Genomic DNA, 20,186 nt, shown 5'->3' with positions numbered 1-20,186 from the left:
TTGAGCGCGTTCCACTCCTGATCGGTCAGCTCATGACGACGAATCACCCGCCAATGATCCCGCAGAACCTAGATCACTTTGAAGACACGGCCTAGCGCGGGACAGGGCGCTTTCTCCGCGAGCCCCCCTAGCGCGGGACAGGGCGCTTCCTCCGCGAGCCCCCCTAGCGCGGGACGGGATGCTTCCTCCAGCTCCCTCGCCGCCCTTGACGGAGAAATAACCGGCTTTTTCGCGAACGATACGCCTGATCATGTTCGTCACCCCTCACTGAGGGCAGGCCCCCGAGTGTGATGGAGCGTGAGGTTCGCCGGCACCGCCGTCGCGGCGCCGACCTGCGTAAGCGTGATCGCCGTTCCGGGGCTCGTGTGCGGGGCGGCTTCTCCGGTATCGCGAGCGGACCACTCTCTCCGCGTCACGGTGGCGTCGAGTAGCGGTTTTTGTCGGTGAGTCGGGGAGACCGCTCCGCTGACGGCCGCGACCGCGTGTCCGATGGCGGGATCTCCCTCACTCGTAACGTCGCGGCAGCGCGACAGGGATGGGGCCGGGAATGAGGATCGTTGGGATCGCGGGAAGCCTTCGCCCGGGGGCGTACGTCTGGAGGCTCCTGGAGGCGGCGGCACGGGAACTGCCCGCGACGGTGGACTTCGAGATCTGGCGGGGCCTGGACCAGGTACCGCCCTCCCAGGACGGCGAGCTCCCGAAGCCGGTCGCCGATCTGTGGCACCGCCTCTCCGCCGCGGACGGTGTGCTGATAACCGCGCCGGCGCACAGCGCTCTCCCCGTACAGCTGGGACACACGCTCGACTGGATCTCGTCCGCGCGCGGCGGCGCGGTCCTGGTGGGCAAGCCGGTGGGCGTGGTCACCGCCTGCCCGCGCGCCCACGAGGGGATGTGGACGCAGATCCAGCTGCGCAGGGCCCTCGGCGCGGCGGGCGCGGTGGTGTGCGGCGCGGAACTCGCCGTCTCCCCGGCCCCCGACCAGTTCGACGCCGGCGGCAGGCTCGCCGACCCGGGCTCCCGGACCCGGCTGCGCGGCGTGCTGGACGAGATCTGCTCCCCTTTTCTCACCGGGACCGGCTCCCTCCGCCGGACCGCCGTGTGAGAGCCGTGTGAGATCCGCCTGACCGCTCGCCGGGGCCCTCGGGCCCCGGCCCCCGGGATCCGCCGTACGGTGCCGGCGATCCCGCCGTACGGCCCCGATCCTCCGGGCGCCCCTCGACCCGCCGCCGGGAGGCGACCGCCGCGCCGTGTGCCACGAAGGGACGAGGGACGAGGAAAGGGAGGCAGCCGTGGGGATATCCGGCCAGGAGGTGGCGCTGCGCGCTCTCGGCGCGGCGCTCGACGTGCACGCCCCGACGGCCCGTCACGGCGTGCGGACGTTCCCCGAGGGCACGCCGTTCCTGTGGCTGACCGTTCCCGGCGCGGGAGGCGCCACCGTCTTCCTTGAGGAACGCCACTGGATCTGCCTGAGCGAGCCCGATCGGGGCGGGGTGACCGTCCAGCTCGTCGCCGGCGGGGTCGACGACGACCCCGCCCTCGTCGTGGGACGTCTCCTGACCGTCATGACGCCGGTGCCCCGCCCCGCGGGCGGCCTGGCCCGCGCCCTGAAGGTGGGCCTGCTCGGTCTCGCCGGGGGCGCGGGCGTGGGGCTGCTGGCCGCGCTGCTCATGGCGATCCTGGTGGCCGGCAACGGCTACACCTCGGACACGACGATCGGCGCGGTGTACGTCCTGGCCGCGCTGATCGGCGTCGGGACCGGGCTCTGGGTGTCCCTGCGCTGGTGGCGGATGGACAGGGACCCGCGTGATCGGGATTCCGGTGGGCAGGGACCGTAGGGACGACCACGTGGAGGAACGACATGGCCGAGCTGCTGGCGATCTACAACGAGAGCGCGGGAAGCGCCGACGACGAGGCCAGGACCGCCGCCCTGGAAACGCTGCGCGGCGGCGGCGCCGACGTGATCGAGGCGCCCGTCGGGGAGAAGGACCTGGACGAGATGCTCGACGCCTGTCCCGGCAGGGACGTGGTCGTGCTGGGCGGTGACGGCACGCTGCACGTGGTGGTCGCCACCCTGCACCGGCGCGGCGAGTTGGAGGCCCGCACGGTGGGGCTCGTCCCGCTGGGCACCGGCAACGACTTCGCCCGCGGCCTGGGCGTACCGCTGGACCCGCAGGTCGCGGCCCGCGTCGTGCTCGCCGGACGGCCCCAGCAGCTCGACCTCCTGGTGGACGACGAGGGCGGGGTCGTCGTCAACATGGTCCACCTGGGCATCGGCGCCGAGGCGTCCGAGGAGGCCACGCCGCTCAAGCCGGTGCTCGGGCGGCTCGCCTACGCGGCGGGGGCGTTGCTCGCGGGGGTGCGGAGCCCCGGCTGGCGGCTGCGCGTCACCGTGGACGGCCACCCGCTCGGCGACGGGCGCCCGGTGCTCATGGCCGGCATCGGCAACGGCGTCACCATCGGCGGCGGCACCCCGCTGGCCCCCCGCGCCAGGCCCGACGACGGGATGGCCGACGTCGTCGTCTCGCTGACGACCGGCCCGCTGAAAAGGCTCGTCTACGCCCTGCGGCTGCGCAAGGGGACCCATTCCGGCCTGCGCGACGTGATCACCACTCGCGGCAGGAAGGTGACCGTGGAGGGCGGTCCCGTCCCGGTGAACGCCGACGGCGAGCTGACCGGCCGGATCACCCGGCGCAGCTGGACGGTCACGCCCGCCGCCTGGCGCATGTTCACCTGACGCCGCGCCCGCTCGGTCGTCCGCATGTTCACCTGACGCCACGCCCGCTCGGTCGTCCGCATGTTCACCTGGCGCCGCGCCCGTTCCGTCGTACGCACGTTCACCCGGCGCCGCGCCCGCCCCGTCGTCCGGGGCGGGTTCGCGGGAGCCCGGCCGTCCGGCTCGTGTCCGTCCGAGACCGGTTCGCGGGAGCCCGGCCGCGTCGTGTGCCCGGCCGAGGCCGCGTCCCGGGGATCCCGGCCGCGCGACCGGCGGCCACTCCGGGTGGCGCCCGCCGGTCGCGTGTCGCCGGGGCCGTCAGCCCAGGGACTCCGAGACCAGGTCGCGCGCCTCCTGCTGCACCCGCTCCAGGTGCTCGGGGCCCTTGAAGGACTCGGCGTAGATCTTGTACACGTCCTCGGTGCCGGAGGGACGGGCGGCGAACCAGGCGCTCTCGGTGGCGACCTTGAGACCGCCGATGGCGGCGCCGTTGCCGGGGGCCGAGGTGAGCACCTGGGTGATCTCCTCACCGGCGAGGCTGCCGGCGGTGACCTGCTCGGCCGAGAGCTTGGCGAGCACCGCCTTCTCCTCCCGGGTCGCGGGGGCGTCGACGCGGGCGTAGGCGGGGTCGCCGAACCTGGACACCAGGTCGCGGTAGTGCTCGCTCGGCGAGCGGCCGGTGGTCGCGATGATCTCCGAGGCGAGCAGCGCGAGGATCAGGCCGTCCTTGTCGGTGGTCCACACCGAGCCGTCGCGCCGCAGGAACGACGCCCCGGCGCTCTCCTCGCCGCCGAAGCCCAGCGAGCCGTCCAGCAGGCCCGGCACGAACCACTTGAACCCGACGGGGACCTCCACCAGCCGCCTGCCCAGGTCGGCGGCGACCCGGTCGATCATGCCGCTGCTCACCAGCGTCTTGCCGATCCCCGCGTCGGCGGGCCAGCCGGGCCGGTGGGAGTAGAGGTAGGAGATCGCCACGGCGAGGTAGTGGTTGGGGTTCATCAGCCCCCCGTCGGGCGTGACGACGCCGTGCCGGTCGGAGTCGGCGTCGTTGCCCGTGGAGACGTCGAAGGCGTCGCGGTTGGCGATGAGCGAGGCCATCGCGTACGGCGACGAGCAGTCCATCCGGATCTTGCCGTCCCAGTCCAGCGTCATGAACCGCCACGTCGGGTCGGTCAGCGGGTTGATCACCGTCAGGTCCAGCCGGTGCCGCTCGGCGATCTCCCCCCAGTACGCGACGCTCGCCCCGCCCAGCGGGTCGGCGCCGATCCTCACCCCCGCCTCCCGGACTGCGTCGAGGTCCAGCACCGAGGGCAGGTCGTCCACGTAGCGGCCGAGGAAGTCGTACCGGCCGGTCGTGTCGGCGGCGAGCGCCCTGGTGTACGGGACCCGCCTGACCTCCTTCAGGCCGTCGGCGATCAGCGCGTTGGCCCGGTCCTGGATCCACGAGGTGGCGTCGGTGTCGGCCGGGCCGCCGTGCGGCGGGTTGTACTTGAACCCGCCGTCGCCCGGCGGGTTGTGCGAGGGGGTCACCACCACGCCGTCGGCCCGCCCCGAGGAGCGCCCCCGGTTGTGGGCGAGGATCGCGTGGGAGACCGCGGGGGTCGGGGTGTAGCCGTCCCGGTCGTCGATCATGACCATCACCCCGTTGGCCGCGAAGACCTCCAGCGCCGACACCCGGGCCGGTTCCGACAGGGCGTGGGTGTCGGCACCGAGGAACAGCGGGCCGTCGATCCCCTGCGCCGCCCGGTACTCCACGATCGCCTGGCTGGTCGCGAGGATGTGGTCCTCGTTGAACGCGACGTTCAGCGAGGAGCCCCGGTGCCCGGACGTCCCGAACGCCACCCGCTGGCCCACCTCGCCCGGGTCGGGATGCAGGGCGTAGTAGGAGGTCACCAGGCGGGCCACGTCGACAAGATCGGACGGCCTGGCGGGCTGGCCCGCGTGTTCGTGCGTCATCGCAGTCTCCTCACATCACACCTGAGCTAACCGTATCTGCCCCTAAATCGGATAAGCCTGCACAACTCATGAAGGGCTCGTGGTGAACAGGTGGCCACGCACTCCCCGAAGGTCGTTGACAACGTTGTCATCCACGTCGTACCTTCAGCCTGTTTGCCCGGTCACTAGAGGGATGCACCCTTTGTGGCATTGATCAGCGGAGGATCCCCTTGCACAGCCGCGTGATGCCCCCGGTGGCCGCCCGCCGTCCCTCCGGGTCCCGGTACGCCGGAAAGGCCGCCCGCCGTCCCTCCGGGTCCCGCTACGCCGGAAAGTCCGGACGATGACCGCCCTCGCGATCGACATCGGCGGCACCAAGTTCGCCGCGGCGCTGGTTAGGCCGGACGGGACCGTGGCACGCAGGGCGGAACTGCCCGTCGGCCCTGACCCCGAGGCGACGCTGGCCTCCCTCGTCCGGCACATCCGCGACACCACCGACGAAGGGGTGGGGGACCTGGCCGGGGTCGGCATCGGCTCCGCCGGGCCCCTCGACGCCGTCGCCGGTACGGTCAGCCCGGTCAACATCCCCGCCTGGCGTGAGTTCCCCCTGGTCGGCGCGGTGAGCGAGCTCCTTCCCGGCCTGCCCGTCACGCTCGCGGGAGACGCGCAGTGCATGGCGCTGGGGGAGTGGTGGCGGGGCGGGCACTCGCGCTCCCGGGCCCTGCTGGGCATCGTGGTCTCCACCGGCGTCGGCGGGGGCCTCGTCCTCGACGGGGTGCCGTACGTGGGACCGACCGGAAACGCCGGGCACATCGGGCACATCTCCGTGGACCGCGACGGGGAGCTCTGCCCCTGCGGGGCGATCGGCTGCCTGGAGACGATCTCCAGCGGCCCGAGCACGGTCCGCTGGGCGCTGGCGAACGGCTGGAGCGCTCCTCCGGGCACGCACCCCGACGCCCGCGCGCTCTCGGCCGACGCCGCGAACGGGGTCCCCGTCGCCCAGCTGGCCTTCCAGCGGGCCGCCGACGCGCTGGCCGTGGCGATCCTCAGCACGGCCGCGCTCTTCGACCTCGACGACGTCGTCATCGGGGGCGGCGTCTCCGGGGCGGGGGAGACCCTGCTCGTCCCGCTGCGCCAGGCGGTCGCCAAACGGGCCGGCCTCGGCTTCCTGCGCGGCCTGAGGGTCGAACGTACCTCCCTGGAACGCGACGCCGGCCTGTACGGCGCCGCGGCCCTGGTCCTCCCCGTCGCGGGGTAGCGGGCCGCGTCTCTCCTCCGCCCGCAGGCGGAGGTGTCCACGCTAAGGAGAACCGATGAGCTCACTCGCCGTCCAGCTGTACTCCGTACGCGAACAGGCGGCCGTCGACCGCCGCGCGGTGCTGCGCAGCATCGCCGACATGGGTTACGGCGCGGTCGAGCCGTACGACGTGCACCTCGACCCGGAAGGTCTCGCCGACGACCTGCGGGAGGCCGGGCTCTCGGTGTGCAGCGTGCACGCCCCGCTCCTGGACGAGCGGCGCGCGGCCGCGCTGGCCGGGGCCGTCGCCGTCGGCGCGGAGACGGTCATCGTGCCCGCCGCCCCCGCCGAGTGGTTCGCCGACAGGGAGGGGGTCGAGCTGGCGGCGAGGAACATCGGCGAGGCGGCCCGCGAGGCGGCCGGCCACGGGCTGCGGCTCGGGTACCACAACCACTGGTGGGAGCTGGAGCAGCGGGTGGACGGCCGTCCCGCGCTGGAGGTGCTCGCGGAGCTGCTCGACCCCTCGATCCTGCTGGAGGTCGACCTCTACTGGGCGGCGACCGGCGGGGTCGACCCGTCGGGACTGCTGACCCGCCTCGGCGAGCGGGTGAGCCACCTGCACGTCAAGGACGGCCCCGCCACCCAGGAGGGCCCGATGACCGCGGTCGGCTCCGGCCGGGTGCCCATCGTGGACGCCCTGAACACCGCGCCGGACGCGGTGCGGATCGTGGAGCTCGACCACTGCGCGACCGACATGCTCCAGGCGCTGGCCGACAGCCACGCCTACCTGACCGGTCTCGCCGCCGCCGGGCGGGTGAGCCCGTGACCGGCCCGCTCGGGGTGGCGATCGTCGGCTGCGGGAACATCAGCCACCAGTACCTGGGCAACCTCACCACCTTCCCCGGCGTGCGGGTGGTGGCGTGCGCGGACCTCGACCTGGACCGCGCCCGGGAGGTCGCCGAGCGGTACGGCGTGCCGGTGGCGACCTCCCCGGAGGAGGCGATCTCGCACCACGACGTCGAGCTGGTGGTGAACCTCACGATCCCCGCCGCGCACGCCGAGGTGGCGCTCGCCGCCGTCCTGGCCGGGCGGCACGTCTACAACGAGAAGCCGTTCACCGTGGACAGGGAGTCGGGCGCGCGGCTCGTCGAGGCCGCCGCCGCGGCGGGGGTGCTCCTGGGCAGCGCCCCCGACACCTTCCTGGGCGCCGGGCTGCAGACCGCGGCGAGGCTCGTCGCCGAGGGGGCCATCGGCACCCCGCTCACCGGCCTGGTCCTGTTCCAGACGCCGGGTCCCGAGTCGTGGCATCCGAACCCCGAGTTCTTCTTCCAGCCGGGGGCCGGGCCGCTGTTCGACATGGGCCCGTACTACCTGACGACCCTGGTGACCCTCTTCGGCCCGGCGACCCGGGTGACCGCGGTCGGCCGCAGGGCGAGGGACGAGCGGGTCGTCGGCTCCGGTCCCAAGGCCGGGGCGCGGTTCCCGGTGGCGGTGCCCACCCACACGACCGCGCTCCTGGAGTTCGCCGGGGGACAGGCCGCCACGATGGTGTTCAGCTTCGACTCGCCGCTGCGGCGTACCGGGTTCGTCGAGATCACCGGCACCGAGGCGACCATGCAGGTGCCCGACCCCAACACCTTCGGCGGCGAGGTACGGCTGCGCCGGGCCGAGGACGACGAGTGGGTGCCGGTTCCCACCAAGGGCACCGAGGCCGGTCGCGGCCTGGGCGTGCTCGACATGGCCCAGGCCATCCGGGAGGGAAGGCCGCACCGGACCACCGGAGAGCTGGGCCTGCACGTCCTCGACACGATGATCGCGGTCGCGGAGTCCGCGGAGCGGGCCGAGTTCGTGGAGATCGCCAGCACCTGCCCGATCCCCGCCCCGCTGCCCGAGGGGTGGGACCCGGCCGCGATCCGTTTCGACTGACGGCTCAGGCTGGGGGCTCAGGCTGACGGCTTCGGCTGACGGCTTCGGCCGGCGGTTTCGGTCGAGGGTGAGAATGTGACGCCGCGAGGGGCGGACCGTTTCCCAGTCCGCCCCTTGCGCTTGTTACTTGCCTGAGTTATTTATTACCTATGCAAGTAACGAAGCCGCCGAGCCTCGCGGCCACCGCGCGACGCGCTCAGATCGTCGAGGCGGCGATCGAGACGATCGCCGAGCTGGGGTACGGGCAGGCCTCCTTCGCGCGCATCGCCGAGCGGGCCGGGCTCAGCAGCACCCGCCTGATCTCGTACCACTTCCAGGGCAAGAACGAGCTGATCGCCCAGGTCGTCGCCGAGGTCTACCGGGAGATCGGCGAGTTCATGTCCGAGCGGGTGCGGGCGGAGGCCACGGCCGGCGGGGCGATCAGGGCCTACATCACGGGCAACGTCGAGTTCATCGCCACCCACCGCGTCCGGATGAGGGCGCTGTACGAGATCTTCGTCAACTACCGGGGCGAGGACGGTGAGCGTTCCCACGACGCGGCCACCGACCTGAGGACCCTCTCCCACATCGAGGAGATCCTGCGCTGGGGCCAGCGGGAGGGCGAGTTCCGCGCCTTCGAGCCGAGGGTGATGGCGATGAGCATCCAGCGTTCCGTGGACGGGCTGCCCTTCCTGCTGGAGGCCGACCCCGACGTCGACACCACCCTCTACGCCGCCGAGCTGGTGACCATCTTCGACCTGGCCACGCGGAGCGGGAGATGAGAGCGGCACGGCAGGCACGGACGGGGACGGGGACGGGGACGGGGACGGAACCGACAGCGGGGACGAGGACGAGGGTGACCACAGGCACGGAGCCGACAGCGGGGACGGAACCGGGAGCGGAGCTGGCAGCGGAGACGGGGACGAGAGCGGGCACGGAGCCGGAAACGGGGACGGTGGCGGTAGCGGGGACAGGGGTGAGGGCGGGGCGCCGGGCCGCGGCCGTGTTGATGCTCGTGGACCTCGTCCTGCCCATCGGGCTCTACTACGTCCTGCGCGCGGCGGACGTCGGCTACGTCACCTCCCTGGTCGTGAGCTCCCTGGTGCCCGGCACCGGAATGGTCGCCACCCTCGTCAGGGAGCGCCGCCTCGACTCGGTGGGCCTCTTCATGGTGAGCGCCATGCTGGTGAGCGCCGGGCTGTCGGTCGTCGGCGGCAGCCCCCGGTTCCTGCTCCTCAAAGGCGCCCTGGTGATGGTCGTGGCCGGAGGCTGGTTCCTGGCCACCGCCCGGGGGCCGCGACCGCTGGCCCTGCAGTTCTCCCGGCCGCTGCTGGAGGGCCGGACCGGCGCCAGGGACGTGTCGTGGGACGACCTGTGGGCCGCCTCGCCGCGCTTCCGCCGGGTGTGGCGGGTCTCCACGGTCATCTGGGGCGTCGGGGCGCTGGTCGACGCGGCCGTCCGGGGGGTGGTCGCGCTGACCCTCCCGATCGACCTCGCCGTGGGGCTCGGCGGCCTGCAGTACGGGGCGTTCTCGGTCGTGATACTGGTGATCGTCAATGTGTACCAGGCGCGCGCCGGGCTCCATCACCCCCGTTCGGACCTCTACCTGGCCGTCCCCGGGGTGGGCGGAGAGGGCCGCGCGGCCCCGGAGCCCGCCGTCTGAGCCAGGCAGAGCAGGGGTGAGACCGGAACCGTCAGCGCGTCGGCCTCCCGGGCGCGGGGAGCCCGCCGCCTGAGTCAGGGAGGGACGGGAAGGCTAGGGTGCCTGGTCGGCGGGGCCGACGATCTTCAGGTCCGGCTTGGCGGACTCTCCCGCGGGCTCTCCCGAGGACTCCTCCAGGCGGGCGCGGAGGCGGGTGCGGATCTCGTCCGGGGTGTACGCCTGCCGCCGGCGCTCGGCCCGCGCGATCACGACCCCCGTGGCCGCGACGCCCGCCACTCCCGCCAGACCGAGTATCTTCCACCATCGCATGTGCCTACGCTATCGGAATGTCCGGCAAGAGCATCAGCCTCGATGAGGCCGTCAACCTGACCCGCACCGGCGACGTGTGGCTGTTCCGCGGTCGTACGGTGCCCGATCGAGCCATCCAGACCATGACGAACAGCCCCGTCAACCACGTCGGCATGTCGGTCGTCATCGACGACATGCCGCCCCTGATGTGGCACGCGGAGCTGGGCCGTTCCCTGCCCGACCTGTGGTCGGGGACCCACCAGCGCGGCGTCCAGCTGCACGACCTGCGGGAGGCGGTCACGGTCTGGGCGACCAGATACGGCCAGCGCGGCTGGTTGCGGCAGCTGGAGCCGCAGACCCCCCGCGAGATGGAGGACGCCGTCCTGCGTACCGTCGCGCGGCTGGACGGCACGCCCTTCCCGTCGACGGCGAGGCTCGCCGGCCGCTGGATGAAGGGACGGGTGCCCAAGCTCTTCAAGCGGGGCGCGGAGGAGAGCGCCCTGGAGAGCGCCTACTGCGCCGAGGTCGTCGCGGTCACGTACGAGGCCATGGGGCTGCTGCCGGGAGGGCGGCGCCCCAACTGGTACGACCCCGGCCGGTTCTGGAGCGGCGACGACCTGGAGCTGACCGGGGGTTTCCGGCTCGGGGGAGAGATCACCGTGAAGCTGGGGTAGGCCCGTACGAGAAGCGGAGCGGCGGGCGCAACCCCCGGCACCCGCCCGCTCGAAGACATGGACGGCGGATCCCCACCCGGGGGTTCCAACGGATCCGCAGACCCCACGGGCTCGCGGACGCCGTGCCGCCGTCGACTCGGGGGGACGCGTCATGCCGGACACGGTGGTCATCGTCGGTGCGGGGCTCGCCGGTCTCGCGTGCGCCCTCCGGCTGCGCTCGGCGGGAGTGGAGGTCCGCGTCGTCGAGGCGGCGGACGAGGTGGGCGGCCGGGTACGCACCGACGTCGTGGACGGCTTCCGGCTGGACCACGGCTTCCAGGTGTTCAACACCGCCTACCCGGAGGCCGCGCGGGTCCTCGACGTCGCCGCCCTGGACCTGCGCCCGATCCCGTCCGGCCTGATCTCCTTCGAGAGGGGGCGGCGGGAGCGGTTCATGCTGCCCTGGCGCCACCCGGGCCAGGCGCTCAGCGGACTCCTGGCCGACGTGGGCTCACCGGCCGACAAGGCGGCCCTGGCGGCGCTGACCGCGCGGGACCTCCTGCTGCCGGTGAGCCGGTTGCGCGACGGGCGCGAGCGCACCACGCGCGAGGAGCTGCGGCACTGGGGCGTCTCGCCGAGGATGGTCGAGAAGCTCATCCGGCCGTTCCTGTCGGGTGTCGTCCTGGAGCGGGAGCTGGAGACCTCCAGCCGGTTCTTCCACCTCATCTGGCGCGCATTCGCCCGGGGAACGGTCGGGGTGCCCGCGCTCGGCATGGGCGAGATCCCCCGGCAGCTCGCCGCCCGCCTCCCTCCGGGGGCGCTCGCGCTGGGCACCCCGGTCGCCGCCGTGACCGGGGAGGGGGTGGAGACGGCCGGGGGCGTGACGATCCCGGCCCGCGCTGTGGTGGTGGCCACCGGCCCGGCCACGGCCGCCACGCTCTGCCCGGGGCTGGAGATCCCGGCGATGCGCTCGGTGACGACCTTCTACCACGCCGTCTCCCGTTCCCCCATGGACGGTGATCCCACGCAGATCGTCGACGCGGAGGGCCACGTCACCGACACCCTGGTCATCAGCGACGCCGCGCCCGAGTACGCCCCGCCGGGCCGCGCGCTGGTCTCCACGTCCGTGCTGGGAGTCCTCTCCGGCGCGGACGAGCCCCGGGTCAGGGCGCGGCTGTCGCAGATCTACGGGACCGACACCTCGGGCTGGGAGCACCTGGCGACGTACGCCGTCGAGGAGGCGCTGCCCGCGATGGTGCCGCCGTTCCGGCTGCGGCGCGCGGTGCGCCTCGCGCCGGGCCGCTACGTGTGCGGGGACCACCGCGACACCGGTTCGCAGCAGGGCGCCCTGGTCTCGGGACGCCGGGCGGCCGACGCGGTCCTGGCCGACCTGGGCACCTGACCCGGGGAAACGTCCCTCAGGCCGGCCGGGTTCCTCAAGCGGGGTCCCTCAGGCCGGGTTCCTCGGGCCGGGCCTCAGGCCGGGTTCCTCAGGCCGGTCGAACGGTTCTCAGGCCGGTCGTGCGGTTCTCAAACCGGCCGGGTGGTTCTCAGGCCAGCCGGGCGGGGAAGCCGCCGGTGGCGATGGGACCCCAGCGTTCCGGGGTGACGCGCAGCAGCGACTTGCCCTGCCTCGTCATGGCCGCTCGGTACTCGTCCCAGTCGGGGTGCTCGCCGGAGATCGACCGGTAGTAGTCGACCAGCGGTTCGAGGGCCTCCGGGAGGTCGAGGACCTCGGCGGTGCCGTCCACCTGCACCCAGGGGCCGTCGAAGTCGTCCGACAGGACCACGACGCTGACCCGGGGGTCGCGGCGGGCGTTGGAGGTCTTGGCGCGCTCGGGGTAGGTGGACACCACGATCCGGCCCTCGGAGTCGACGCCGCAGGTCACCGGGGACGCCTGTGGCCTGCCGTCGCGCCGCGTCGTGACGACCAGCGCGCGGTGGCGGTCGCGGAGGAAATCCAGAAGCCGGTCGCGGGAGACGACCTCGTTGGTTGCGATCTTCGGGCTCATGATTCCCACTCTACGGGGATCCGGCACACCCGAATTAACGCCCCATCGAATGGAAAATGGCCATCTTTCTCGGGAGATATGTGGTCAAGAGTGTTCTAGTGGGGCATTTAGCACCAAATATCAGGGAATTGATCTCCAATGCAGGACATGAGTGGCTCGGGAACCCGCCGACGGACCCGGATGGCTCATCCGCCCAAACAAGGAGATAACCGTGAAGCAGAAGTCTCTTCTGGCATCGGCCCTGACCGTGCTCGCCCTGACCGCCGTCCCCGCCGCGCAGGCGATCGCCGCCGACGCGCGCGTCTTCTCTCCCACACCGATCCCGACGGACTCGGCTCTGCCGACGGACAGCGCCTCGCCCACGGACAGCATGTCGCCCGAGCCCTCCGGAGCGATGACGGAGCCGTTCGGCCCCGGATGCGCGTCCCTGCCCGCCAGCGGCGAGGGCAGCCTCAGCGAGATGGCCTCGCAGCCGGTCGCCACCGCGGCCGCCTCCAACCCCGCCCTGTCCACGCTCGCCCAGGCGATCGAGCAGGCAGGCCTGACCGAGACGCTCAACTCCGCCAAGGACATCACGGTGTTCGCGCCCACCAACGACGCGTTCGCCAAGATCCCGAAGGACGCGCTCGACAAGATCCTGGCCGACAAGGCGCAGCTGACCAAGCTCCTGACCTACCACGTCGTCGAGGGGAAGAAGACTCCGGAGTCCCTGACCAGCGGCGAACTGACCACGATGCAGGGAGGAACGCTGACCGTCGCGGGCTCCGGTGAGGACTTCACCGTCAACGGCGCCAAGGTCGTCTGCGGCAACATCCAGACCGCCAACGCCGTCGTCTACCTCATCGACACGGTGCTCACGCCGAAGTGACCGCACCGGCGCGACGCTCGTGACGGCCACGACGGTCCCGCGACCGTCGTGGCCCGACCGACCGGCCGGGTCGGATCCGATCGAAGTGATTCGACCGGCCAGGCCATGGTCCGACCGGAACGATCCGGTCCGGCCGGGTCGTGATCCGACCGAGCGACCCGACCGGAGCGGCTTGACCAGAGCGATCCGACCGAGCGGTCTGACCGGAGCGATCCGACCGAGCGGTCTGACCAACGCGATCCGATCGCAGTGGTCCGACCGTGTGGTCCGACCGAAGTAGTCCGATCGCAATGGTCTGAGCGGGGTGGTCCGACCGGAATGGTCCGACTGGAGGAGGGGTGCCCGTGCGGGCGCCCCTCACCCGTGGCCCCGCACACGCCTCTCACCCGCTCCGACTTCCCCGGCCTTCCTCGGTCTTTCTCGGCCTTCCCGGCCTTCCCGGCCTTCCCCGGCCCTCCACGCGCTCCCCATTTCCCGGCCCTCCACGTGCTTCCCGCCCGCTCCAGCTCCCAGGACCGCCGGTGAGTCTCCCGCTCGCCCGGCCCCGGACCGCCGGTGCGCTTCCCGCCGGTTCCTCGCCTCTGGGTGGCGCGTCAAGGACAGGCCGGGCACCACCATGCGACCCGTCTTCCACCCACCCGCGTTCACCGTCCGTCCGCACTCATCAGTGCTCGCTCATACCCGCCCATACCCGTCTCGTGCCATCCGGCGATCAAGGGGACGCCGTGCGACTAGCGCCCCGATCCGCGGGTAACTGGCCGACACACGGCGGGAAGGCGGAGGGCATGAACATCAAGGACCGGTTCGGGCCGAGGGCGCGGAGGCTGCGGGCGGTGGCCCGCAAGGTCTTCGGCTGGCGGGATCTGCGACCCGGCCAGCTCGACGCCATGCGCCATCTGCTGGGCGGGGGCGACGCCCTCGTGGTCATGCCCACCGGCAGCGGCAAGTCGGCCGTCTACCAGGTACCGGCCCTGCTGCTCGACGGGCCCACCGTCGTCGTCTCGCCGCTCATCGCCCTCCAGCGCGACCAGGTCGCCGGGCTGGCCGAGGCCGACGCGGGCGGGGCGGTCGCGGTCAACTCCGCCCAGTCCGGCGGCGAGGCGTCCCTGGAGGCCGTACGCGCGGGCACGGCCGAGTTCGTGTTCCTCTCGCCCGAGCAGCTCGCCAAGCCGGAGACGGTCGAGCGGCTGCGCGCCGCGCGTCCCTCGCTGATCGCCGTGGACGAGGCGCACTGCGTGTCGGCGTGGGGGCACGACTTCCGGCCCGACTACCTGAGACTGGGCCAGGTCATCGAACGGCTGGGGCACCCGCCGGTGGTGGCGCTGACCGCGACGGCCGCCCCCGCGGTGCGCGAGGAGATCATCGCCGCCCTCGGACTGAAGAACGTCCGCCAGATCGTGCGGGGCTTCGACCGGCCCAACATCGACCTGGAGGTGCGCCGCTTCGTCACCCAGGAGGACCTGAGGCGGGCGCTGGTGGAGGACGCGGCGTCACGTTCCGGGCTCGGGCTGGTCTACGTCGCCACCCGCCGCGCCGCCGAGGAGTACGCCACCGCGCTGCGCGAGGCCGGTCGCAGGGCCGAGCCGTACCACGCGGGGATGAAGGCGGCCGAGCGCCACCGGATCCACGAGATGTTCCGCGACGACGAGCTGGACGTCGTGGTCGCGACCTCGGCGTTCGGCATGGGCATCGACAAGCCGGACGTGCGGTTCGTGCTGCACGCCGCCCCGCCGGAGTCGCCGGACTCCTACTACCAGGAGATCGGCCGGGCCGGGCGGGACGGCGAGCCCGCCGCCGCGGTGCTGTTCTACCGTTCCGAGGACCTCGGGCTGCGCAGGTTCTTCGCCGGGGGACGGGCCGACGAGGAGCTCCTGCTGCGGGTCGCCACGCTGGTGCACGAGCACGGCGGCACCGTACCGGCTGGGGAGCTGCGGACCCTGCTCGGCGTCGGCGCCACCCGGCTCACCCGGCTGGTCAACCTGCTGGAGCGGGCGAGCGCGATCGAGGTCACCGGGGAGGGCGACCTGCGCGGGGTGCCCGACGGGCCCGAGCCCGAGGCGGCCACGGCGCGCGCCGTCGAGCTGGACGACACCCGGCGCCGCATCGACGACTCCCGGATCGACATGATGCGCGCGTACGCGGAGACCACGGGCTGCCGCCGCCGCTTCCTGCTCGAATACTTCGGCGAGCCGCGCGAGCACGGCTGCGGAGCCTGTGACACCTGCCGCGCCGGTCTCCCCGGCGAGCCGGAGACCGCGACGGGGAAGAAGACGGGAAAGAAGAAGGAGGAGGGTCCTTTCGCGATGCACGCCAAGGTGCGGCACAGCGCCTGGGGGCCGGGGATGGTGATGAGCCGGGAGAGCGACCGGATCACCGTGCTGTTCGACGAGGTCGGCTACAAGACGCTCTCCCTGGAGGCCGTCGAGCGCGACGACCTCCTGGTCGCGGGCTAGGCGGGTCCCGGTCGCGGGCCGGGCGGAGACGGGAGGCGCCGCGAGGCCGGGCGGGGGGAGTCCACCAGGCCGGACGTGGGCCGCGAGGCGGAGGGAAGGGCCCGCGAGGCGGGGGGCCAAGAGGCGAGTCGGAAGGAATCCGCGAGGCGAGGCAGGGCGGGGGCCTTCGAGGCGGGACGGGAGGGACCCGCGCGGCCGGGGCCGCCGGATCAGCCGGGTCAGCCCCTCGACTTGCGGGCCACCCCGCCCATCGTCCACGCCCTGTCGCGGCCCTGCGCGGTGAGCGGGTTGTCGGGGTGCCAGTGGCGTATGTAGACCAGGCCGGGATCGACCAGGTCCAGCCCGTCGAAGAAGCGCAGCACCTCCTCGCTCCGCCGCGAGGCGTCCTCGCCGCGGCCGAGGACCCGCTGGAAGATCTCGACCACCGCGCTCCGGGCCTCTTCCGGGCGCGTGTCGAAGACGACGTGGCCGATGGCGAAGTGGCTGCCGACCGGCACCGCGTCGCGAAGGACGGCCACGCTCTTGTGCGGGTCGTCCTCGTCGGGGATGAACTGCAGGGCCGACAGGATCAGCACGGCCACCGGCAGGTCCAGGTCGACCAGGCGCAGCAGTTCCGGGTCGGTGAGCAGCTCGCTGGGGTGCATCACGTCACCCTCGACGACGCCGGTGTGAGCGTTGGTGGCCAGCGTGGCGCGGGCGTGGGAGAGCACCACCGGGTCGTTGGAGACGTAGACCACGCGCGTGCCGGGCGCGATCTCCTGGGCCACCTGGTGGACGTTGCGTCGGTTGGGCAGCCCGGAGCCGATGACGACGAACTGGGTCATGCCCTCCCCGACGAGATAGCGCGTGATCCGGCCCAGGAACTCCTGGGCCTGGTGCGTCATCTCCCTGACCTCGGGCGCGACGGCGAGCACCTCCTCGGCCGCCCTGCGGTCGGCGGCGAAGTTGTCCTTGCCGCCCAGGAAGTAGTTGTTCATCCTGGCGATGTTGGGCACGCTGGTGTCCAGGCCCGCCCCCGGCCGCCGGGACGCATCGCTCATGTGTCTACTCCTCTGTTGCCTGTGACACTAAAGAACCCCGCGAGGTGTGAACAGGTGTCAAGGCGCAGTTGATGCATGAAAAACGTACTTATTTCTCAAGAAAGTCTATTCCTTGCGGGCGACTCCGCCGACGACCCAAATGGAGTCCGGCCGGTGGGGCGGCGCGCCCTCCGGCCGCCATTCCGGGACGTAGACGACGCCCGGATCGACCGGCCGCAGCCCGTCGAGAAAGAGCTCGACCTCGGCCTTGGTCCGCAGGTTCGCCCGCCGGGGGCCGGTGATCGACCCGCTGTCCTGGAAGAGGGAGGCGAGCCGCGCCGTCCTCTCCGGGCAAAGATCCGAGACCGCGTGGGAGACGGCCAGGTAGCTGCCCGGCACGACGGCCTTCTGCAGGGCGGCCGTGACCTGCATGGCCTGGACGTCGTCGGGGAGGTCGGTCAGGACCGAGAACAGCAGGATCGCCACGGGCTCGTCGAGGTCGATCATGTCGGTGAGACCGGGATGCGCCAGGAGCCGCTCCGGGTCGCGGATGTCCGCCTCGATGACGGTGGCCGGGCTGCTCTCCTTCAGGAGGGCCTGGGCGTGGACGACGACCATCGGGTCGTTGTCGACGTAGACGACCCGCGCCTCGGGCGCGACGCCGCGCAGGATCTGGTGCACGCTGCCCTGGGTCGGCAGGCCGCAGCCGATGTCGACGAACTGCCGGATTCCGGCCTGTACGAGGAACCGTACGGCGCGGTCGAGGAACCTGCGCCCCTCCCGCGACATGGCGGGGAGCTCGGGGGCGATCGAGAGTGCCGCCTGCGCGGCGGCGCGGTCGGTGGCGAAGTTGTCCTTGCCACCCAGGAAGTAGTCGGTTATCCGGCCCGCGTTCGGGATCGTGGGGTCGAACCTGACGCGCTCAGGTTGCGGCGACGCCATGATGTCCTCCGTCCAGCCATGCGGTTCCAGCGGACATTATCGACCTTCCGCCCACGCGGTGCTGTATTTCTTGCCAGAGTCTCCTTCTGCTCATGTCACTTTGTGGGCACCCGGCCGTTCGTCCCCTGCTCCGCGCCACGCCCCGCGTCCCCCTCGCCGGGAGCGGGTTTCCGGGTGCCGCCGGTCGCGGGCCTCGTTGAGCTCCCGGGTGTCGCCGATGACGAGCCTCCGGCGGGCTCCCGGGTGTCGCCGGTGACAGGCCTCCGTTGAGCTCTCGGGTGCCGTCGGTCGCGGGTCTCCGCGGGCTTCCGTTGAGCTCTCGGGTGCCGGTCGGTCACCGGCCTCCGCGGGCTTCCGGCCGGGTGCCGTCGGCCGTGGGCCCGCGACGGGGCTCTCCCGTCTCGTCAGTGGCAGGCCTCCAGATGACGCTCCCCGGCCGGGGGCAGCGCGAAGGCCGCCCACACCGCCTTGCCGCGCTTCTCCAGCGGAGCCCAGCCCCACGTCTCGCTGACGCCGTCGACCATCAGGAGTCCCCGGCCGTTCTCCGCCTCGTAGTCGGGCTCGCGCAGGCAGGGTCCCTGGTCGCTGGGGTCGGTGACCGCGCACAGCACCGAGCGCTCGGTGTGGCAGAGGATCACCTTGACCTCGGGGAAGGAGCGGGCGTGCAGGACACCCCGGGTGCCGTGGCGCAGGGCGTTGGTCACGAGCTCCGAGACCACGACGCCGGTGTCGTCGATCAGCGGCTCCAGCTCCCAGGCGCGCAGGGCCCTGGCGGTGAACTCGCGGGCGGTCCGTGCCGCGCAGGGGTCGTAGCGAAGGCTGCGCACGGCCATCTGCAACTGGCCGGCGTGGCCCGCGTCGCCGGCCCAGGGGGGCAGGCCGCTCGGAGGGAGTAGGTGATCAAGCATCGACAACCACCGTTCCCACCCTCCGATCTCGGTTCGGATAGGTGTGGCTTCGTGTCTTTGGTAACCAGTCATCGGCGACCTTGCGGAGGGGGGCGATCGTATGGCGAGGTTGATCCGTCTAGTCATCTTGCCCTCCGTAATGTGCATAGGCAAGTACAGATGCACGTGCATCTGCACAAAAAGCTCTATGCTCGAGATGTTGTTTCCCTCCCCGAACGGTGAGAGGCGAGGATGAACCAGCTGTACAACGGCATGCCGGCCGTTCTGATGGACGGCGTCGTCTGGCGCAAGAGCCACTTCAGCAACCCCAGCGGCAACTGCGTGGAACTCGCGGAACTGCCCGACGGCAGGGTCGCGATGCGCAACTCCCGCGATCCCGAGGGGCCCGCGCTGATCTACACCCGCCGCGAGGCCGACGACTTCGTCCGCGGGGTGAAGGGCGGGGAGTTCGACGACCTGATCAGTTGAAGATCAGGGCGGTGGTTGAAAAATAAAATTCTCTATGGTCTGGGCGCGGCAGGCGGAGTACCGTGAAGGGTCGCGATCGCCACAAAGAGTGCGCAGAGGCTCGCGTTCCGCGCCCGAAGGACTGTAGATGACCACACCCAACGCCGACGGACGGCCGGTCGGTCCAACCCCCATGGCGGCGCCACGGGGGAGTTCCACCGTGCTGCGGATCGTGCTGGGCGCGCAGCTCCGCCGCCTGCGCGAGCAGCGGGGCATCACGCTGGAGGAGGCGGGGCACTCCATCCGCGCCTCGCACTCCAAGATCAGTCGCATGGAGCTCGGCAGGGTCAGCTTCCGGATCAGGGACGTGGCCGACCTGCTCACCCTGTACGGGGTGACCAGCGACGCCGAGCGCGAGCCGCTGCTCTCCCTCGTCGAGAAGGCGAACCTCACCGGCTGGTGGCACAACTACAACGACGTGCTGCCCCCCTGGTTCGAGACGTACGTGGGCCTGGAGGAGTCGGCCGCCGGCATCCGCAACTACGAGGTGCAGTTCGTGCCCGGCCTGCTGCAGAGCGAGAGCTACGCGCGGGCCGTCGTCCGGCTGGGCTTCCCCTCGGCCTCCCACGAGGAGCTGGACCGCAGGGTGAAGCTGCGGATGGCACGCCAGCGGCTGCTGCGCCGCCCGGAGCCGCCCCACCTGTGGGCCGTGCTCGACGAGGCCGTGCTGCGCCGCCCGCTCGGCGGGGCCGAGGCGATGTGCGAGCAGATCGACCACATCCTGGAGGCCCTCGAGCTGCCCAACGTGACCGTCCAGATCGTGCCCTTCCACGTCGGCGGCCACGCCGCGGCCGGCGGGCCCTTCAGCATCCTGAGGTTCTCCCAGCCCGACCTGCCCGACGTCGTCTACATGGAGCAGCTCACCAGCGCCGTCTACCTGGAGAAGCGCGACGACGTCGACAGCTACCTGGAGGTCATGGAGCGGCTGTGCATCGAGGCCGAGCCGGTCACGCGCACCCGCGAGATCCTCCTGGAGATCCGCGAGGGCTACCGGCGGAGGCTCTGAGCCCTGGAGCGTCGGCCCTGCCTGCGACCGGGGGAGAGGCCCGGAGCCGGGGGACGAACGCGGCGTTTCCGGGCACG

20 protein-coding genes are annotated in these 20,186 nt (G+C 72.2%); 14 read left to right on the top strand and 6 right to left on the bottom strand.

What is annotated here, in order from left to right; genetic code table 11:
• The first annotated feature begins 547 nt into the window (after nt 1–547).
• The 3 genes from ABT053_RS38960 (at nt 548) to ABT053_RS38950 (ending at nt 2,734) form a co-directional block, all read left to right on the top strand.
• Complete coding sequence (locus ABT053_RS38960) at nt 548–1,102, top strand: NADPH-dependent FMN reductase (protein WP_350976274.1); 555 nt, start codon at nt 548–550, stop codon at nt 1,100–1,102.
• 187 nt (nt 1,103–1,289) lie between these two features.
• Nucleotides 1,290–1,835, top strand: a complete 546-nt coding sequence (locus ABT053_RS38955; RefSeq protein WP_350976273.1) for a hypothetical protein — start codon at nt 1,290–1,292, stop codon at nt 1,833–1,835.
• 23 nt (nt 1,836–1,858) lie between these two features.
• The gene (locus ABT053_RS38950) at nt 1,859–2,734 is read left to right on the top strand and encodes a diacylglycerol/lipid kinase family protein (RefSeq protein ID WP_350976271.1); all 876 of its coding nucleotides are present in this window, start codon (nt 1,859–1,861) and stop codon (nt 2,732–2,734) included.
• A 297-nt stretch (nt 2,735–3,031) separates the two neighbouring features.
• Here ABT053_RS38950 and pgm read toward each other — a convergent pair whose 3' ends face one another.
• Nucleotides 3,032–4,669 (bottom strand): phosphoglucomutase (alpha-D-glucose-1,6-bisphosphate-dependent), encoded by a 1,638-nt coding sequence (gene pgm, locus ABT053_RS38945; RefSeq protein ID WP_350976269.1) that lies wholly within the window; start codon nt 4,667–4,669, stop codon nt 3,032–3,034.
• 322 nt (nt 4,670–4,991) lie between these two features.
• Between pgm and ABT053_RS38940 the strand changes: the two genes are divergently transcribed.
• From ABT053_RS38940 to ABT053_RS38920, 5 genes are all read left to right on the top strand, one after another.
• A complete protein-coding gene (locus ABT053_RS38940; protein ID WP_350976268.1) occupies nt 4,992–5,906 on the top strand; it encodes an ROK family protein in 915 nt (304 codons plus the stop codon).
• Nucleotides 5,907–5,961: 55 nt separating this feature from the next.
• Nucleotides 5,962–6,711, top strand: a complete 750-nt coding sequence (locus ABT053_RS38935; RefSeq protein ID WP_350976266.1) for a sugar phosphate isomerase/epimerase family protein — start codon at nt 5,962–5,964, stop codon at nt 6,709–6,711.
• Nucleotides 6,708–7,811, top strand: a complete 1,104-nt coding sequence (locus tag ABT053_RS38930) for a Gfo/Idh/MocA family protein (RefSeq protein WP_350976265.1) — start codon at nt 6,708–6,710, stop codon at nt 7,809–7,811. The genes ABT053_RS38935 and ABT053_RS38930 overlap by 4 nt, the downstream gene beginning before the upstream one ends.
• A gap of 149 nt (nt 7,812–7,960) precedes the next feature.
• Entirely contained in the window at nt 7,961–8,572 is a 612-nt protein-coding gene (locus tag ABT053_RS38925; protein ID WP_350976264.1) for a TetR/AcrR family transcriptional regulator, read from the top strand.
• A gap of 227 nt (nt 8,573–8,799) precedes the next feature.
• Nucleotides 8,800–9,453: a VC0807 family protein gene (locus ABT053_RS38920; protein ID WP_350976277.1), complete on the top strand. Its 654-nt coding sequence runs from the start codon at nt 8,800–8,802 to the stop codon at nt 9,451–9,453.
• 93 nt (nt 9,454–9,546) lie between these two features.
• Here ABT053_RS38920 and ABT053_RS38915 read toward each other — a convergent pair whose 3' ends face one another.
• Nucleotides 9,547–9,762 carry a hypothetical protein gene (locus ABT053_RS38915; RefSeq protein WP_350976262.1) on the bottom strand — a complete coding sequence of 72 codons (216 nt, stop codon included), beginning with the start codon at nt 9,760–9,762 and terminating at the stop codon, nt 9,547–9,549.
• Between the two features lie 17 nt (nt 9,763–9,779).
• On the opposite strand from ABT053_RS38915, the gene ABT053_RS38910 reads away from it, so the two are divergent.
• Both ABT053_RS38910 and ABT053_RS38905 read left to right on the top strand, forming a co-directional pair.
• Nucleotides 9,780–10,415 (top strand): hypothetical protein, encoded by a 636-nt coding sequence (locus tag ABT053_RS38910; protein WP_350976261.1) that lies wholly within the window; start codon nt 9,780–9,782, stop codon nt 10,413–10,415.
• Between the two features lie 151 nt (nt 10,416–10,566).
• Nucleotides 10,567–11,796, top strand: a complete 1,230-nt coding sequence (locus tag ABT053_RS38905; protein ID WP_350976260.1) for an NAD(P)/FAD-dependent oxidoreductase — start codon at nt 10,567–10,569, stop codon at nt 11,794–11,796.
• Between the two features lie 148 nt (nt 11,797–11,944).
• Here ABT053_RS38905 and ABT053_RS38900 read toward each other — a convergent pair whose 3' ends face one another.
• Complete coding sequence (locus tag ABT053_RS38900; RefSeq protein WP_350976258.1) at nt 11,945–12,406, bottom strand: PPOX class F420-dependent oxidoreductase; 462 nt, start codon at nt 12,404–12,406, stop codon at nt 11,945–11,947.
• 211 nt (nt 12,407–12,617) lie between these two features.
• Here ABT053_RS38900 and ABT053_RS38895 point away from each other — a divergent pair, with 211 nt between their 5' ends.
• The gene (locus ABT053_RS38895) at nt 12,618–13,274 is read left to right on the top strand and encodes a fasciclin domain-containing protein (protein WP_350976256.1); all 657 of its coding nucleotides are present in this window, start codon (nt 12,618–12,620) and stop codon (nt 13,272–13,274) included.
• A 785-nt stretch (nt 13,275–14,059) separates the two neighbouring features.
• Nucleotides 14,060–15,727 (top strand): RecQ family ATP-dependent DNA helicase, encoded by a 1,668-nt coding sequence (locus tag ABT053_RS38890; RefSeq protein ID WP_350976254.1) that lies wholly within the window; start codon nt 14,060–14,062, stop codon nt 15,725–15,727.
• A 218-nt stretch (nt 15,728–15,945) separates the two neighbouring features.
• Here the strand turns inward: ABT053_RS38890 and ABT053_RS38885 are convergent, their stop codons facing one another.
• From ABT053_RS38885 to ABT053_RS38875, 3 genes are all read right to left on the bottom strand, one after another.
• The gene (locus ABT053_RS38885; protein ID WP_350976253.1) at nt 15,946–16,767 is read right to left on the bottom strand and encodes an SAM-dependent methyltransferase; all 822 of its coding nucleotides are present in this window, start codon (nt 16,765–16,767) and stop codon (nt 15,946–15,948) included.
• 105 nt (nt 16,768–16,872) lie between these two features.
• Nucleotides 16,873–17,688, bottom strand: a complete 816-nt coding sequence (locus ABT053_RS38880; RefSeq protein WP_350976251.1) for an SAM-dependent methyltransferase — start codon at nt 17,686–17,688, stop codon at nt 16,873–16,875.
• A 404-nt stretch (nt 17,689–18,092) separates the two neighbouring features.
• Nucleotides 18,093–18,596 (bottom strand): ATP-binding protein, encoded by a 504-nt coding sequence (locus tag ABT053_RS38875; protein WP_350976249.1) that lies wholly within the window; start codon nt 18,594–18,596, stop codon nt 18,093–18,095.
• A gap of 231 nt (nt 18,597–18,827) precedes the next feature.
• Between ABT053_RS38875 and ABT053_RS38870 the strand changes: the two genes are divergently transcribed.
• Together ABT053_RS38870 and ABT053_RS38865 are read left to right on the top strand one after the other, a co-directional pair.
• On the top strand, nt 18,828–19,064 hold the full coding sequence (locus ABT053_RS38870) for a DUF397 domain-containing protein (RefSeq protein ID WP_350976248.1): 237 nt from the start codon (nt 18,828–18,830) through the stop codon (nt 19,062–19,064).
• Nucleotides 19,065–19,191: 127 nt separating this feature from the next.
• On the top strand, nt 19,192–20,109 hold the full coding sequence (locus ABT053_RS38865; RefSeq protein WP_350976246.1) for a Sco1979 family transcriptional regulator: 918 nt from the start codon (nt 19,192–19,194) through the stop codon (nt 20,107–20,109).
• The last annotated feature ends 77 nt before the right edge of the window (nt 20,110–20,186 follow it).

It is taken from the genome of Streptosporangium sp. NPDC002524 (assembly GCF_040295985.1).
Taxonomy (GTDB): Bacteria; Actinomycetota; Actinomycetes; order Streptosporangiales; family Streptosporangiaceae; genus Streptosporangium.
Note: the sequence above shows the minus strand (reverse complement) of the source record. Positions and strands in the feature narration are given on the sequence as shown.